The organism is Billgrantia endophytica (assembly GCF_002879615.1).
In the GTDB taxonomy this organism is placed as follows: Bacteria; Pseudomonadota; Gammaproteobacteria; order Pseudomonadales; family Halomonadaceae; genus Halomonas; species Halomonas endophytica.
Genome location: NZ_PNRF01000044.1, coordinates 123,256 through 138,218, shown reverse-complemented (window position 1 = coordinate 138,218; position 14,963 = coordinate 123,256). Strand labels below are relative to the sequence as shown.

Genomic DNA, 14,963 nt, shown 5'->3' with positions numbered 1-14,963 from the left:
GCGTTGAGGCTGTAGAAAAAGCCCGCAGCCCACGCCGTTTTGGTAGGATCAGGAAAACAGCCGAGGAGTGGTCAACATGCCCCGCTTCAAGCCCTACAACCATGATCAGAGCGCCATGGTAGTGCTCAACTACCAGGACCAGCTTCAGCCCGGCACTTTCGAGCACGCCGTCCACTACCTGATCGAACACAAGCTGGACCTGTCGGTTTTCCATCCCCAGTACCGCAACCACGATACGGGCCGGCTGGCCTATGCCCCCGCCATCCTGCTGAAGATCATCCTGTTCGCCTATTCCAAGGGAATCACCTCCAGCCGCGAGATGCAGTGGTGCTGCGAAACCAACATCATCTTCAAGGCGTTGTCCTGCGATACCGTCCCCCACTTCACCACCTTGGCGAAGTTCGTCAGCAGCCACACCGAGGAGATTGAAGCCCTCTTTGAGCAGGTGCTGCTGGTGTGCCATGAGCAAGGCCTGCTGGGCAACGAACTCTTTGCCATTGACGGCTGCAAGATGCCCTCGGATGCCTCGAAGGGGTGGTCTGGCACCTTCAAGGAGCTGGGCGAGAAGCGGGAGAAGCTGCGACGTCTGATTCGTCATCACCTGCTGGAACACTACGCGCGGGATGAAGCCGAGACGGAAGCCGAGCTTGATCGGGATATTCGTCGGGCCAAGACGATCCTCTCGCTAGATGCTGCCATGAACAAAGTCGACCGCTTCCTAAAGACGCACAGCCCAAGGATGGGCCGGGGGAAGCGGAGCAAGGAAGTGAAGAGCAACATCACGGATAACCAAAGCGCCAAGATGACCACCAGCAAGGGCACGATCCAGGGCTACAACGGCGTGGCCACGGTGGACAAGAAGCACCAAATCATCATCGATGCCCAGGCGTTTGGAGAGGGACAGGAACACCACACGCTGCAACCGGTACTCGAGAGGGTGAAGGCCCGCTTCAAGAAGCTGGGGATTGCTGACAACATCTACCAGCAAGGCACCGTCGTCACTGCTGATACGGGCTTCGCCAATGAGGCCAATATGAAGTACCTGCACGAACGACAGATCAATGGCTATGTGCCGGATAATCAGTTCCGTAGCCGGGACCCGAGGTTTGCCGAGCAGAAAGACAAGTACGGCAAGCGGCACCAGAACCTGCCAGACAAGGGATGGAAAGCCACCTTTCCGGCCAGTGAATTCCAATTCGACCCGGTCACCCTTAGCTGTATCTGCCCCAATGGGGAATCCCTGACCTACCGGGGGCAACGGGAAGCCGAGAATGGCAAGCTACGAGCACATTTCGAGGGGCGACTGCTGCAATGCCGGCACTGCCCCAAGAAGCACCGCTGCATGCAGAACCCCGCCTCGGCAAATCACCGCAACGGAGCTGGCCGACAAGTCTCCTTTACGATAAAGAGCGACGGACAACCGAGCTACACAGACTGGATGAAGCACCGAGTGGATAGCCAGCAAGGTAAGGAGATATATAGTCACCGAATGTCAGTGGTGGAGCCGGTATTCGGCAACATCGGCACTACGAAACGTTTGAACCGATTCGGGCTTCGTGGCAAGAAGAAGGTACAGGGTCAGTGGCAGTTATACTGCTTGATACATAACATTGAGAAGCTTGCCAATTATGGTCGGTTAGGCACGTGATAAAGGGGTTACAAGGCCTGAAGGTGGCCGCCAAATGCCGGTGATGAGAGCCTTTGGTATCACCAAGGAACCGAAATGGTCAGTTAGGTCCCTTGGTCAAGGAAATTGTCCGCTTGGTGGGCGGCACACAGAATAAGAAGACAGGCGGTGGGAGGGACTCAGAATCGAGTTTTTCTACAGCCTCGTTATGCGCCCAGAGCACCAGGCTCCACTCTTCGAACTTAAGACAATTCCGCACGGAGGTGCCGATGATCCGTATCGTCATGATTGCCATGCCGGCAGCTGGCCATGTCAACCCTAGCGCGCCGCTAGTCCGCGAACTGATCCGACGCGGCATCGACGTCACTTTCTACGCCACCGAGGAGTTCCGCGCCGTTGCCGAGCAGGCTGGGGCCACCTTTCGCGCCTATCCCGACGGGACCATCTCCTCCAAAGTAATTGCCGATGCCAACGCTCACGGCGGATCGGCGAAGGTCGTACAGCGACTACTGGAGGCAACGCAGACGCTGTTGCCGCTGCTAGAGTCGGAACTGCGGGAGGACCCGCCGGACGCAATCATGTTCGACTCGAACGCCCTATGGGGGCGAATGCTCGCAACCAGTCTGCGCCGTCCAGCGATCTCTCTTATGACTACGATCCTCGTCAACGCATCCGCGTTCCGCAGTTTGACTGTTCGCGAGTGTCTCGCCGTAGTGTGGGAGACCGCGACTTCTCTGCCGGGAACCCTCGGCGCGCGACGCCGGCTTCTGCGAAGCCCCGGTCGTGACCTCCTACCATCGAGTCCGATGTTCCCGGCCCGAGGTGATCTAACGATCTTCCCAATTCCTGCATGGATTCAACCCCCCGATGACCGGTGCGATGCGAGTAGCCACTTCGTCGGCCCTTCCATCGATGCCGCGCCACACTCCGAGGAGATTGACCGGCAACTCGAACGTCTCCTTGAAGACGGAACTCCCCTGGTGCTGGTATCCCTGGGGACACTGCACCGTGGGGGCGAAGACTTTTTCAGGTCTTGCATTGACGCCTTCGCAGCGCTGCCTGCGAACGTGCTACTGGTCGTCGGCCGTGCCATGGGCCCCGCGGATTTTGAGTCAGTGTCGTCGAACATAGTGGTGCGGGCCGTTGTGCCCCAACTCACGGTGCTGCGGCAGGCGGCAGTGTTCGTGACGCACGGCGGAATGAACAGTGTGATGGAGGGGCTCCATTTCGAGGTGCCGATGGTCGTGATTCCCCAGCAGGTTGAGCAATTCCTTATCGGCCAAGCGGTCGCGGACCGTGGCGCGGGCCTTGTGCTGCGGCAACACCTTAGTGGGCAGAAGGTCAGCACGAGGGAACTACGGACAACCGTCGAAACACTGCTGGACGATTCGTCATACACGGCTTCGGCCCGCACTCTTGCGGCGACTCTGCACGAGGGTGGTGGAGCAATGGAGGCTGCCGATCTGATCGAACGTCTTCTCGCAGGTTCGCCGCCACATGAGAATGAAACCACCGAGTCGAGGCAACCTGCTTAGGGCGCTATATCCTCTATGCCCATCTACAAGCCTCAGTTGCACGATTCAAGTTCAGTGGCAACAAGATTTGGCCACGCATAACACGTCACTCAAGCCGACTGACCTACGCTGCGCTACGGCCAGCGGCTTAGTTCGGCGTTATGTGGCTGAAGCGGGGGTGATCTGATGCTTTTTCGGAAGGAGTTCCTTGAGGGCATTCGCATAGGGGTCGTTACACTGGCTTTCCGGCGCTGGCGGCGGCCATCCGTGCGAGAAGGCGGCACTTTGCTTACTCCCGTCGGGCAACTCAGCATCAAGTCTGTGGAGCCAGTGGCCCTGAACACCATCTCGGAAGCAGATGCTCATCGTGCTGGGTACGAGTCGAGAGGGGAGTTACTGGATGAATTGCGGCGTCGGTGCGAGGGTGAGTTTTACCGGATTGAACTTGGACCATTGCGCCCAGATCCACGAATCGCACTGCGTGAAACACAGTCTTCGACAGACGGGGAGCTCCAAGAGTTGCGGAGTCAACTCAGTCGATTGGATGCACGGACTTTGGAGGGGGAGTGGACCTTTCGTACCTTGGAAGTTCTAAGCTCTCATCCGGGGGTTCGTGCGGGGGACTTGTGTGGTCTTGTCGGTCAGGGGAAGGAGCGGTTCAAGCTCAACGTGAGGAAACTCAAGAACCTCGGGCTTACCGAAAGCCTTGGAACCGGTTACCGTTTGTCACCACGCGGTGAGGTGCTACTCGAATTTCTACGTTCGGAGGCGAGTCACGCCACATAACAATTCATTCAAGCCGACGCCGCTTTGCGGCGCCGCTTAACTCCGGTGTTAGCTGTTTTAAGAAGAGATTCTCATAGATGCGAAGTGACGTAAAAATCAACAAATTATGGTGGGAGCATTTAGCCCCGAAACCAATGATTGCTCGTCGTCGCGAAGTAGAAGCCCTGCTCAATAATTTTATACAAAAATCACCCTACGGAGCGGAATGGATCAAAGTTGCGAAGAATCCGAATGGAATCTTTAGGGTAAAGCCTGGGCAGATGATTCCAGTTGTCCAGTTAACGTTCCTTGGGAAAGCCCCTGGCTTTGTAGCACCTTTTCAAAAATTAAAGGCTGGTCATCGTACAGTCGGGGCAGCTACTGAATACCAATCGGGACGGCCCCTCGAAGAAGCGGAGCGAGCACTTCAGCCGATTATTTCTATCGATCTTGTGACTGATCCATTGTTTATTCAAGCAGCAAGGCAAGGCCAAACAACACTTGATGAAAGTCAGATAACGCAGCCGAGCTTGCTCTTTTCTATACCCGCCCATTTCCTGTTGTCGCCAAAGCATTTTCCCAAAAAAGCGTATGTACTTTATCAACATATTTTTGGGCACGGTGGCTCTTATCCAAATGACGGGTTCTTTTATGTAGGGGTCACAACGCGTAGTTGGCAGAAGCGGTGGTCTGAGCATAAAAGAGCCATCAATGGCGGGAGTCCATTGTTGTTCCATAGGAAATATCGAGAAGAAAAGGAGAAAGGACGAATTACCTATGTTAATCATAAGGTAATGGGTATAACTGATGATCTTGAAAAATTGTACGCAACCGAAGAATTTTTAGTTGAAGGCCATTGGGAAGATCAACGCCGCCTTAATATGATTCCAGGCGGCAAATCTGGTTTGCGTTATCTTCGAGAGAATGGATTGCTCCAACAATCAGTTGTCCCGATGCCAGATGAACGTGACAGAATCGTTGGTGAATGGCTCAAAGAGCACCCTAGGAAAGGCCTCCCCGCGCCTTGGGTAGCTGAAAAATGGCGAGATAATGATTGGGCTGTTGCTCAAATTTGTGGTCGAGATGGCAGATTGTCAGTTGAGCAAATTAGAGCGATACGCCAACTTGCCAATGAGTATTCAGCTGAAGAAATATTTACGCGTATAGGCGCAAAAAATGTTGCTCAAGTTCAGCGTGTTCTTGATGGTAAAACGTATTCTAGAGTCGAATAGCATGTGGCATTGTCGAAGCAAAAAATCAGCTAACAAGGCCATAAACTCGGACCCCAAAAAGCGCCGCTCCTCGTTCCTCGTCGCTCTGCTTTTTGGGTCCGGTTATGGCAGGCGTTAGCCACTGGGGGCGCGAATGCGATTTGCACATTGTACCTATGACACTACAGCCCGTGAAATCCTTGATATTTTTAACGATGCAATACTCAATACGACGGCGCTATATGACTACCAACCGCGCAGCTTGGAAACTATGGCTCCTTGGTTCAAAGTCAAAGAGACAGGCTCGTATCCCGTCATCGGAGCCTTCGACGAAGTTGGCCACTTGCTCGGCTTTGCCAGTTACGGAGCTTTTCGCAATTGGCCAGCATACAAATACACAGTCGAGCACTCTGTTTACATCCATAAAGAGCATCGCGGCAAGGGCATCGGTCTTGCACTAATGCAGAAACTCATTAAAGAGGCAAAAAAACAACAATATCACATAATGGTTGGCGGTATAGATGCATCTAACCAGGCAAGTATCTCTCTACATGAAAGGCTGGGCTTTTTCCATGCAGGCACAATCAAGCATGCAGGTTTCAAGTTCAGCCGCTGGCTCGATCTTGCTTTTTATCAACTCGTTCTTGAGACTCCGCCGGAGCCCATCGATGGCTAACAAGGCGCTGTTGTCGCCGCTATCGTGGCTGGGACGGCTTACGCTGCGCTCCAGCCGCCCCAAAGCTTATCGTTGAACTAAATCGCTTCGCGGTAGCTGTCGCCGCATCATGTCTTTTGCCTCATCGCACCACACTGTTCCTTGACCCACGTGGGTCAGAGAACAGGAGTGATGACGATGACTGCCTTGCGACAGAAGATGATCGAGGCCATGCGTCAGCGTGGCTTTGCGCAACGTACTCATACGACTACCTGATGGTGATCACGGATTTGGCGAGTTACTTCCACCGCTCGCCTGATACGTTGAGCACCGACGACTTGCAGCACTTCTTTCATCACCTGGTCCAGGAGCGCGGTTTGTCCGCCGCCAGTTGCCGCGTCTATCTGTATGGCGTGCGCTTCCTGTACCTGCAAGTGCTGCACTGGCCGTCGGTGGAGGTATCGCTGGTGGTGCCGAAGACACCGCAGCGCATTCCGGAACTGCTGACGCGCGACGAGGTAAGGCGGATCCTGGCCGCCTGCCACAACCCCAAGCATCGCATGATGCTCGAACTGTGCTATGGCTGCGGACTACGGGTGAGCCTTCGGTCGCGATCCCAAACGCCTCGGTGGCGACATGGGCATGAGTGCCGTGCTCCACACCTGGGGCCAGAACCTGAGCCAGCATGTGCAGCACCTGCACTGTCTGGTCCCCGGCGGCGCGTTGGGCGACGACGGCGGCTGGCGTGGGGCGCGTAGCCACTATCTGTTCCCGGTGCGGGCCCTATCGCGCCACTTTCGTGGGCACCTGGTTAGCGCTCTGCGCCGGGCGGCTAATGCCGGCGAGCTCCACCGGGTCACTCGGCCCGGTGACGTGGATGATCAGCTCAATACCCTGATGGCCACCGAGTGGGTGGTCTACAGCAAGGACTGCCTCGAGCATACCCAGGCCGTGGTCCGCTACCTGGCACGCTACACGCGCCAGATCATCATCAGCAACGCCCGCATCCTCGCCGTGGACGACCACCAGGTCACCCTGCGCTACAAGGACTACCGCGATCGTGACCGACACAAACGGCTCGTGCTCGATGGCGGAGAGTTCGTGCGCCGCTTCCTGCTCCACGTCCTGCCCAAGGGGCTGATGCGAGTCCGTCACTACGGCTTTCTGGCCAATCGCTGCCGGCGGCGACGCCTGGCCCAGATCCGCCAAGCCTTGGCAGTCATCGAGTCGCCACCGAGTACCGATTCCGCGGCCAGCGATCCGGCGCCAACTTATCCCTGCCCCCACTGCCGGCGAGCGACGCTGCGGGTGATCGGGACCCTTACGCCCCAGCGACCCACCCTCGGCCGACCATCCAACCATAGGAGGCAACGCTATCGAGCATGAGGTAACGCCAGACACACCACGGAGTCGGCCAGACAACGGACTCGGCGCCCCGGCCCGCTGGCGGGCCGCGGCGGCGCTCGTCCCGGCGATGGTTTTTGGCCAGCAGACGGGTTACGTTGGGGTAAATTGGGTCAAGAAAAGACGGGTATAATGATCACGAACACTGTTCACACGCGTTACCAGCGATCCGCGCCCGAGCGATCTATCCCCTCAGGCAGCTCAGCGATCAATACAATACCCTATAGAAGCGGCGCAGCAGCTTGACGGGCGGCTTAGTCCAACAGGCATTTATTCGCCATGCTCCGCACGGCGAATAAATGCTGAACGGTTATGCGTACTGGAATCCGAGAGGCACAAGGATGATCAGACAATGGGAAGATATTCGAAGATAAGGCAGAAGATCCTGTCGGGAAGCTCAGACACGAATGTTGAGTTTTCAGTCCTCTGTCAGCTTCTGGTCCGGCTCGGCTTCGAGGAACGAGTCAGAGGCAGTCACCATATATTTACCCGGGATGGCGTGGCGGAGATACTCAATCTGCAGCCCAAGGGGAGCAAGGCCAAGCCGTATCAGGTCAAACAGGTTAGAAGTATCCTGGTCAAGTACCGGTTGGGAGAGACTGATGTCGATTAAGTATGAGCTGATCATCTACTGGAGCGATGAGGACCAGTCCTTCGTCGTGGAGGTTCCGGAGTTGCCGGGCTGCATGGCGGACGGCGAAACCTATGAACAGGCCGTAGCGAACGCTCAGCAGGTCATTGAGGAGTGGATCGAGACGGCTAGGGAGCTTGGCTGGCCGGTCCCGGAGCCGCGAGGGCGATTGATGTACGCATAACGAGGCCATCCAGCCGACGCTCGTACCTCGCGCGCCTGATGGCTGGCGTTAGGCACCACCACCCCTGTCGATTTCGATCAGCTCCGTTCGACATTAGATTGCCACTCATAGCAATCACCCAGTGAAGGGAGCTGATCATGAAGCACATGGCAAAGAACACGATCTGCCTTTGGTACGATGGCGCCGCTGAGGAAGCCGCACGATTTTATGCCGAGACCTTCCCCGATTCATCGCTCGACGCGGTGCACCGGGCCCCTGGGGATTACCCAGCGGGCAAGGAGGGGAGCGTCTTGACGGTCGAGTTCACCGTGCTGGGCGTGGCGTGCCTCGGGTTGAATGGCGGGCCTGCCTTCCAGCATAGCGAAGCGTTCTCGTTTCAGGTGGCGACCGAAGATCAGGACGAGACGGATCGCTACTGGAACGCCATCGTCGGCAATGGCGGCCAGGAGAGCCAATGCGGGTGGTGCAAGGACAAGTGGGGCATCTCCTGGCAGATTACCCCGGTTGCGCTGACGAAGGCATTCACCAGCTCCGACCGCGCCGCCGCCAAGCGGGCGTTCGATGCCATGATGACGATGAGGAAAATCGACATCGCCCAGATCGAGGCAGCCTTTCGCGGCTGAGATGAGGACGGGCTTACCCAAAGCCGCCGACGCTACCCCAGCGTCGGCGGCTTTTGCTTTTCTAAGGCCGCAACCTCACGCTTCGATCCACACCTCATCGCCCTTGAAGCTCACCTTCCAGGTGCGCAGCGTTACGCTTTCGTCTTCCAGGCACTGGCCGTCTTCGAGACGGAAGTGCTGCTTGTAGATCGGTGAGGCGACGACGGGCTGGCCCTTGAGGTCGCCGACGATGCCGCGGGCGATGACGTTGGCACTGGAGAAGGGGTCGTGGTGGTCCAGTGCGTAGAGCTCGGTGTCGTAGCCCGGCAAATAGAAGATGGCCACCTGGGCGGGGCCTTCGGTTGTTTCCACCCAGGCGGCGACACCGGAGAAGGGCACGAGGTCAGCGCGGATACAGAGGGATTGCCAGGTCCGGGTCATGGTCTTGGCTGCTGCTGTGGCGGTGTTCATGGTCATGTCCTCGAATATTGCGGTCACTGCTGTCGTTGGCGAATGCCACCTGTCTCGAGCCGAGGCCCTTCCTGCAGCGAGCGCGGTAATCACTGGCGGCGTCACGCGGGGCGCAGCTGGCCACGCTCTTCGGTCACGATGATGTCCGGATCGGGGCGCGCGTCGTTGATGAAGGTGCGGAAGCGCTTGAGTTTCTCGGGGTCCTTGATGGCGTTGGCCCATTCGCACTCGTAGTTGTCGACCACGGTCTGCATCTGGCTATCCAGCTCCGCGCCCAGGCCGAGGCTGTCGTCCACCACCACCTGCTTGATGTAGTCGAGCCCGCCTTCGAGGTTCTCGCGCCATACCGAGGTGCGCTGCAGGCGGTCGGCGGTGCGTACGTAGAACATCAGGAAGCGGTCGATGGTGCGGACCATCGTTTCCTCGTCCATGTCGGTGGCGAGCAGTTCCGCGTGGCGCGGGCGCATGCCGCCATTGCCGCACACGTACAGGTTCCAGCCGTTTTCGGTGGCGATGATGCCGACGTCCTTGCTCTGGGCCTCGGCGCACTCGCGGGTGCAGCCGGAAACGCCGAACTTGATCTTGTGGGGCGCGCGCAGGCCCTTGTAGCGGTTCTCCAGGTAGATCGCCATGCCCACGCTGTCCTGCACGCCGTAGCGGCACCAGGTGCTGCCGACGCAGGATTTCACGGTGCGCAGCGACTTGCCGTAGGCGTGGCCGGTCTCGAAGCCGGCCTCGATCAGCTCGCCCCAGATCGCCGGCAGGTCCTCCAGGCGGGCGCCGAACAGGTCGATGCGCTGGCCGCCGGTGATCTTGGTATACAGCTCGTACTTCTTCGCCACCCGACCCAGCACCACCAGCTTGTCGGGGGTGATCTCTCCACCTGGCACGCGGGGAACGACGGAGTAGGTGCCGTTCTTCTGCATGTTGGCCATGAAGGTGTCGTTGGTGTCCTGCAGCGGGATGTGCGCCGCGTCCGTGATCGGCTCGTTGAAGCAGGAGGCGAGGATCGAGGCCACCGCCGGCTTGCAGATGTCACAGCCAAGCATCGGGGCTGATGAAGAGCCAAGTTTATGGGTATCGGGGCTGCCGTGCTTATCGATCAGCTCGCCGAAGGTCTTGATGCCCTCCACCCGGACGATGTCGTAGAGCTCCTGGCGGGTATAGTGGAAATGTTCGCAGATCGACTTGTCGACTTTCACGCCACGGGCTTCCAACTCGTGGTCGACCACGCTCTTGAGCAGCGCCGTACAGCCACCGCAGCCGGTGCTGGCGCGAGTGGAGTCCTTGACCGTACCAAGATCGACGGCACCGGCATCCAGCGTCGCGCGGATATCGCCCTTGGTGACGTTGTGGCAGGAGCAGATCATGGCCGTTTCCGGCAGGGCGTCGGGGCCCAGGGCTGGTGTGCCTTCACTGCTCGGCAGTATCAGTGCGGCGGGGTCCTCGGGCAGGTCGAGGCCGTTGGCGTAGTACTGCAGCAGGGTGTCGTAGACGCTGTTGTCGCCCACCAGCATGGCACCGACCAGGCGGCGGCCGTCGCTGGAGACCACCAGCTTGCGATACTGCTGCTTGATCTCGTCCAGATAGCGGAACATCTTGGCGCCGGGCGTGCGGTCGCCGTGGGCATCGCCGATGGCACCCACGTCCACGCCCATCAGCTTGAGCTTGGTGCTCATGTCGGCGCCGTGGAAGGTGCCGCCCTGGGGCTCGCTGGAAGAGGTGAGCAGGGTTCCGGTGGCGGCCTTGGCCATCTGGTAGCCGGGCGCCACCAGGCCGAAGATGCTGTTGTTCCACAGCGCCACTTCGCCCACGGCCAGGATGGCCGGGTCGCTGGTCAGGCAGCGGTCGTCGATCACCACGCCGCCGCGCTCGCCGATTTCCAGGCCACAGTCGCGGGCCAGTTCGTCCCGGGGGCGGATACCGGCGGAGAAGACGATCAGGTCGGTTTCGAGTACCTTTTCGTCCTGGAACACCATGCGGTGGAAGCTTGCCTCACCATTCTCGATGCGCTGGGTGACGCGCCCGGTCAGTACCTGCACGCCCAGGGCCTCGATCTTCTCCTGCAGCAGCCCGCCGCCTTCGCTGTCGACCTGCATCGGCATCAGTCGAGGTGCGAATTCGACCACGGCGGTGTCCAGGTCGAGGCCGCGCAGGGCGTTGGCCGCTTCCAGACCCAGCAGGCCGCCGCCCACCACCACGCCGGTGGTGGCATTCTTGGCGGCTGCACGAATGGCGTCCAGGTCATCCAGGGTGCGGTAGACCAGGCAGTTCTCGCGATCGCTACCGGGAATCGGCGGCACGAAGGGGGTGGAACCGGTGGCCAGCACCAGTCGGTTGTATGGATGACGGCCCTGATCGGTGATCACCTCGCTTCGTTCACGGTCGATGCCGGTCACCGCCGCGTGCAGGTGCAGGGTGACGCCGTGCTCGGTGTAGTACCCGCGGGTGGAAAGGGCCAATGAAGCGGCGTCACGGCCCGAGAAGTACTCGGAGAGATGAACCCGGTCATAGGCGAGATGGCGCTCTTCGCCGAACACCACGATGTCGTAGCGCTCGGTCGCACCCTGCTCGACCAGTTGCTCGACCAGGTGGTGTCCGACCATGCCGTTACCGATGATGATCAGGCTCTGTTTGGTGGTGAGAGATGTCGTTGACATGGTTAGGCGGCCTCCTTGACGGGGCGTTCCGGGGATTCTGGATTGAGGTCATGCTCGGCCAGCAGGGCGTCGGCATCGGCGGTGCCGAGCATCAGGGCCTGGCGGCAGGGGCCGAGGTCGGTGCCGTCACGGGAGTGTGCGAAGTACCAGGGGCCCATGGCCGTATCGCCATAGAGCACGGCGCCCTGGATGCGGCCATTGCGCAGCAGCAGGCGGCGATAGTCGCCCTGCACGGGATCTCGGTAGGTGAGCACGTCGTGGTCGGCGTCCGGTTCGGTGGGGCCGAAGGCGTAAAGCGAAACCCCGCTGACCTTGAGCTTGGTGGCGCAGGGCGTGTCGACATAGCCATCGACCGGTTGGCCGGACAGGTGGGCGGCAAGCACCTCGACCTGCTGCCAGATAGGTTCTACCAGACCGAAGGTATTGCCCTGGAATTCACAGCATTCGCCCAGGGCGTGAATGGCCGGGTCCGAGGTGGTGAGAGTGTCGTCCACGATCACGGCGCGGTTCACCTCGAGCCCGGCGTCCCGCCCCAGCGCCGTGTTGGGGGTGATGCCGATGGCTACCACCACGCATGCGGCAGGCAGCCACCGCCCGTCGCTCAGCCTGGCGCCAGTGACATGGCCCTGGCCGTCTTCCGTCAGGTGGTCCAGGGTGGCGTCGGTGACGATAGCGAGGCCGCGGGCCCTCAGTTCGGCCTCGAGCAGCCTGGCGGCCGTGGTATCCAGCTGGCGATTCATCAGCCGGTCGTCGCGCTGGATCAGGCTGACGTCCATGCCGCGCTTGCGCAGCCCTTCGGCGGCCTCCAGACCCAGTAGGCCGCCGCCGATCACCACGGCATTGCCACCGGTCTCGGCTGCGCGCCTCAGGGCGAAGGCATCGTTCAGGTCGCGAAAGACGTGGACGCCGGCCAGCGCGAGGCCCGGAATCGGCGGCATCGCCGGGCGCGACCCGGTGGCCAGTACCAGGCGGTCGTAATCGAGGGTGCGGCCGGCGTCGGTGGTCAGAGTCTTCGTCTTGCGGTCGATGGTGATGACGCGCTCGCCGAGCACCAGCGTGATGCCCTGCTGCGCATGCCAGTTGGCGTCATGCAGGGAGAGGGCATCCCGCTCCATCTCGCCGGCCAGTAGTGGCGAGAGCAGGATACGGTTGTAGGCAGGCTGCGATTCGTCACCGATCACGGTGATGGACATCGGGCGCCCCGGCTGCTTGACCAGGGCTTCGATAAGGCGATGGCCCGCCATGCCGTTGCCGACGATCACCAGGTGCTCGGTCGTGGCCTGTTGCATATCCGTTACCTCGCAGGGAGCGATTAAAGAGAGACGAAAAAAAAGGCGCCCCGGTGGAACCCCGCTCTGATGAGGGGTTGCACTGGGGCGCCTTCGCCCATTCCATCTGTCTGTAGAACGATCGCCGTTGATCGCCGTATTACGTCTTATCAGTCAAGAAGCCAGCCAAGATGCCGATTCCCTGGCTTTAACCACTATTTATCAATGGTATGGGCAGGCACTCGGGGGCTCGATCAGCCTTCCAGGACGAGCCCCCTGCACGTCACTGGTGCATGGCCGCGTCGAAATGCACAGGGGAGTAGCATTCGTGGAGAGCCGGGATATCCAGGGAGCGCTCGACGTGACGCAGGGATCTGTTCAACTGCTCGGCAATACGGCCCATGGCCTCGACATCCGGGCGCAGTACGCCGGGGCCGTATAGTCGTTGATGGATCGGTGCGGTATCCAGCGGGAGGCTGTCGAGGTGATTCACCGAGCGATCCAGGTAAGGGGGAAGAGCGAGCCAAGCCAGCGCCTGGCGGCGGTTTTCGGGTGTCTCGGCGAGCCATTCGCTGGCCGCCACCAGCGCCCGGATCAACGCGGCCAGGGTAGCGGGATAGTGGTGGGCCCAGGAGTGAGTGACACCGAGAACTTTTTCGGGATGCTCTGGCCACAATTGGGCACCGCTGGCCACGAGGCGGCCGACACGATAATGCTCGGCCAGGCTGCCCCAGGGCTCGCCGGCGCAGAAGCCATCGATCTGGCCTTCACTCAGGGCCGTCACCATGCGCGGCGGCGGCAGCACCACCAATTCCACGTCCCGGTCCGGGTCGATGCCGCCCAGGGCGAGCCACTCACGCAGCAGGTAATGCTGGCAGGAGAAGGGGTAGACCATGGCCAGGCGTGGTCGGCGGCCTTGGCCAAGCCAGTTGCCCAGCGCCCGGGCGCTGGCGGCCGGCTCGCTGCCAAGCGCGGCACCGCTCTGCTCGCAGAGTGACGTCGACAGGACGAAGGCGTTGCCATTACGGCTCAGCGTAATGGGGGCCAGGGCATCGCAGGGCGCGCGTTCCAGCCCCAGGCTCATGGCCAGCGGCATGGGCGAGAGCATCTGGGCGCCATCGAGCAGGCCGGCCGCCACCTTGTCGCGCAGGGTCGACCAGGCATTTTCCCGTGACAGGGAGACATCTATCCCCTGTGCGGCGAAGAAACCCCGTTCACGGGCGATGACCAGCAGGGCGGCATCCAGCAGTGGCACGAAGCCCAGGGTCAAACGGTTCAGCTCCGGTGTCTTGTTCATGTCCATCGCGCTCATGGAAGAGGCCCCTGTTTCGACGATGTCGGGTCAGACGAACGCGGGCTCAGGCGTTCGAGAATATCGATGACGCTATCGGCCACCTCGGCGATGCGCTGGCTGCGATCCATGGCTAGCTTTCGCAGCATGCGATAGGCCTGTTCCTCATCACAGTCCTGATGCTTCATCAGCAGGCCCTTGGCACGTTCGATGCGCTTGCGCTCGGTCAGCTGGTTGCGGGTCTTCTCCAGCTCATGGCGCATGGACTGGAATGCGTCGAAGCGGGCGATGGCCACCTCGATGATCGCCTTGACCCGACCGGGCAGCAGACCGTCGACCACATAGGCACTGACACCCGCCTTGAGGGCGGCCTGCAGGGTGTCGGGGTCGTGCTGGTCGGCGAAGAACACCACGGGCCGCGGGTTTTCGCGGTTGAGCAGGGCCATGCTGTCGAGGGTGTCCCGGTCGGGTGATTCCATGTCGATGATCACCACGTCGGGCTGGTGCCGGGCGACCATCTCGTTGAGGCTAGCCGGGCTCGTCAGTCGGCAGATCACCCTGTGACCCTCGGCGACGAGGGCCTCCTCGACCATGGCGGCGCGCACGACCTCATCATCAACCAGCAGCACATTCAGCGGTGGGGGCATGGCAGTCTCGCTAGTCGCATTGCATCTGTGTGC

General features: G+C 60.2%; 12 protein-coding genes and 2 pseudogenes. 9 read left to right on the top strand and 5 right to left on the bottom strand.

Features of this window, described 5'->3' with window-relative positions:
• The first annotated feature begins 76 nt into the window (after nucleotides 1-76).
• The 9 genes and pseudogenes from C1H69_RS21360 (at nucleotide 77) to C1H69_RS21315 (ending at nucleotide 8,614) form a co-directional block, all read left to right on the top strand.
• Nucleotides 77-1,648, top strand: a complete 1,572-nt coding sequence (locus C1H69_RS21360; protein WP_102651582.1) for a transposase — start codon at nucleotides 77-79, stop codon at nucleotides 1,646-1,648.
• Between the two features lie 248 nt (nucleotides 1,649-1,896).
• A complete protein-coding gene (locus C1H69_RS21355; protein ID WP_205738580.1) occupies nucleotides 1,897-3,162 on the top strand; it encodes a macrolide family glycosyltransferase in 1,266 nt (421 codons plus the stop codon).
• A gap of 842 nt (nucleotides 3,163-4,004) precedes the next feature.
• Nucleotides 4,005-5,138: a GIY-YIG nuclease family protein gene (locus C1H69_RS21345; protein ID WP_102655399.1), complete on the top strand. Its 1,134-nt coding sequence runs from the start codon at nucleotides 4,005-4,007 to the stop codon at nucleotides 5,136-5,138.
• A 133-nt stretch (nucleotides 5,139-5,271) separates the two neighbouring features.
• Complete coding sequence (locus C1H69_RS21340) at nucleotides 5,272-5,793, top strand: GNAT family N-acetyltransferase (RefSeq protein ID WP_102655398.1); 522 nt, start codon at nucleotides 5,272-5,274, stop codon at nucleotides 5,791-5,793.
• Nucleotides 5,794-6,047: 254 nt separating this feature from the next.
• A pseudogene (locus tag C1H69_RS24670) lies at nucleotides 6,048-6,203 on the top strand (phage integrase N-terminal SAM-like domain-containing protein); the annotation flags it as partial.
• Nucleotides 6,204-6,375: 172 nt separating this feature from the next.
• Nucleotides 6,376-7,158, top strand: a pseudogene (locus C1H69_RS21330) (IS91 family transposase); the annotation flags it as partial.
• 370 nt (nucleotides 7,159-7,528) lie between these two features.
• Complete coding sequence (locus tag C1H69_RS24665) at nucleotides 7,529-7,789, top strand: type II toxin-antitoxin system HicA family toxin (protein WP_102655396.1); 261 nt, start codon at nucleotides 7,529-7,531, stop codon at nucleotides 7,787-7,789.
• Nucleotides 7,779-7,991, top strand: coding sequence for a type II toxin-antitoxin system HicB family antitoxin (locus C1H69_RS21320; protein WP_102655395.1), 213 nt, complete (start codon nucleotides 7,779-7,781; stop codon nucleotides 7,989-7,991). Before C1H69_RS24665 ends, C1H69_RS21320 begins: the two co-directional genes overlap by 11 nt.
• 137 nt (nucleotides 7,992-8,128) lie before the next feature.
• A complete protein-coding gene (locus tag C1H69_RS21315; RefSeq protein WP_102655394.1) occupies nucleotides 8,129-8,614 on the top strand; it encodes a VOC family protein in 486 nt (161 codons plus the stop codon).
• A gap of 75 nt (nucleotides 8,615-8,689) precedes the next feature.
• On the opposite strand, the gene nirD is transcribed toward C1H69_RS21315, so the two are convergent.
• The 5 genes from nirD to C1H69_RS21290 all read right to left on the bottom strand — a co-directional run bounded on the left by nirD (nucleotide 8,690) and on the right by C1H69_RS21290 (nucleotide 14,930).
• Entirely contained in the window at nucleotides 8,690-9,064 is a 375-nt protein-coding gene (gene nirD, locus C1H69_RS21310) for a nitrite reductase small subunit NirD (protein WP_102655393.1), read from the bottom strand.
• Nucleotides 9,065-9,165: 101 nt separating this feature from the next.
• Complete coding sequence (gene nirB, locus C1H69_RS21305; RefSeq protein WP_102655392.1) at nucleotides 9,166-11,724, bottom strand: nitrite reductase large subunit NirB; 2,559 nt, start codon at nucleotides 11,722-11,724, stop codon at nucleotides 9,166-9,168.
• A gap of 2 nt (nucleotides 11,725-11,726) precedes the next feature.
• Nucleotides 11,727-13,013 (bottom strand): NAD(P)/FAD-dependent oxidoreductase, encoded by a 1,287-nt coding sequence (locus C1H69_RS21300; protein WP_102655391.1) that lies wholly within the window; start codon nucleotides 13,011-13,013, stop codon nucleotides 11,727-11,729.
• 262 nt (nucleotides 13,014-13,275) lie between these two features.
• Nucleotides 13,276-14,304 (bottom strand): CmpA/NrtA family ABC transporter substrate-binding protein, encoded by a 1,029-nt coding sequence (locus C1H69_RS21295; RefSeq protein WP_240610037.1) that lies wholly within the window; start codon nucleotides 14,302-14,304, stop codon nucleotides 13,276-13,278.
• Nucleotides 14,301-14,930, bottom strand: a complete 630-nt coding sequence (locus C1H69_RS21290) for an ANTAR domain-containing response regulator (RefSeq protein ID WP_102655389.1) — start codon at nucleotides 14,928-14,930, stop codon at nucleotides 14,301-14,303. Before C1H69_RS21290 ends, C1H69_RS21295 begins: the two co-directional genes overlap by 4 nt.
• Between the last annotated feature and the right edge of the window lie 33 nt (nucleotides 14,931-14,963).

Coding starts and splice junctions, on each gene's coding strand:
- C1H69_RS21290 (WP_102655389.1), bottom strand. CDS start 14,930: ATGCCCCCACCGCTGAATGTGCTGCTGGTTGATGATGAGGTCGTGCGC.
- C1H69_RS21355 (WP_205738580.1), top strand. CDS start 1,897: ATGATCCGTATCGTCATGATTGCCATGCCGGCAGCTGGCCATGTCAAC.
- C1H69_RS21360 (WP_102651582.1), top strand. CDS start 77: ATGCCCCGCTTCAAGCCCTACAACCATGATCAGAGCGCCATGGTAGTG.
- C1H69_RS21295 (WP_240610037.1), bottom strand. CDS start 14,304: ATGAGCGCGATGGACATGAACAAGACACCGGAGCTGAACCGTTTGACC.
- C1H69_RS21300 (WP_102655391.1), bottom strand. CDS start 13,013: ATGCAACAGGCCACGACCGAGCACCTGGTGATCGTCGGCAACGGCATG.
- C1H69_RS21340 (WP_102655398.1), top strand. CDS start 5,272: ATGCGATTTGCACATTGTACCTATGACACTACAGCCCGTGAAATCCTT.
- C1H69_RS24665 (WP_102655396.1), top strand. CDS start 7,529: ATGGGAAGATATTCGAAGATAAGGCAGAAGATCCTGTCGGGAAGCTCA.
- C1H69_RS21345 (WP_102655399.1), top strand. CDS start 4,005: ATGCGAAGTGACGTAAAAATCAACAAATTATGGTGGGAGCATTTAGCC.
- C1H69_RS21320 (WP_102655395.1), top strand. CDS start 7,779: ATGTCGATTAAGTATGAGCTGATCATCTACTGGAGCGATGAGGACCAG.
- nirD (WP_102655393.1), bottom strand. CDS start 9,064: ATGAACACCGCCACAGCAGCAGCCAAGACCATGACCCGGACCTGGCAA.
- C1H69_RS21315 (WP_102655394.1), top strand. CDS start 8,129: ATGAAGCACATGGCAAAGAACACGATCTGCCTTTGGTACGATGGCGCC.
- nirB (WP_102655392.1), bottom strand. CDS start 11,724: ATGTCAACGACATCTCTCACCACCAAACAGAGCCTGATCATCATCGGT.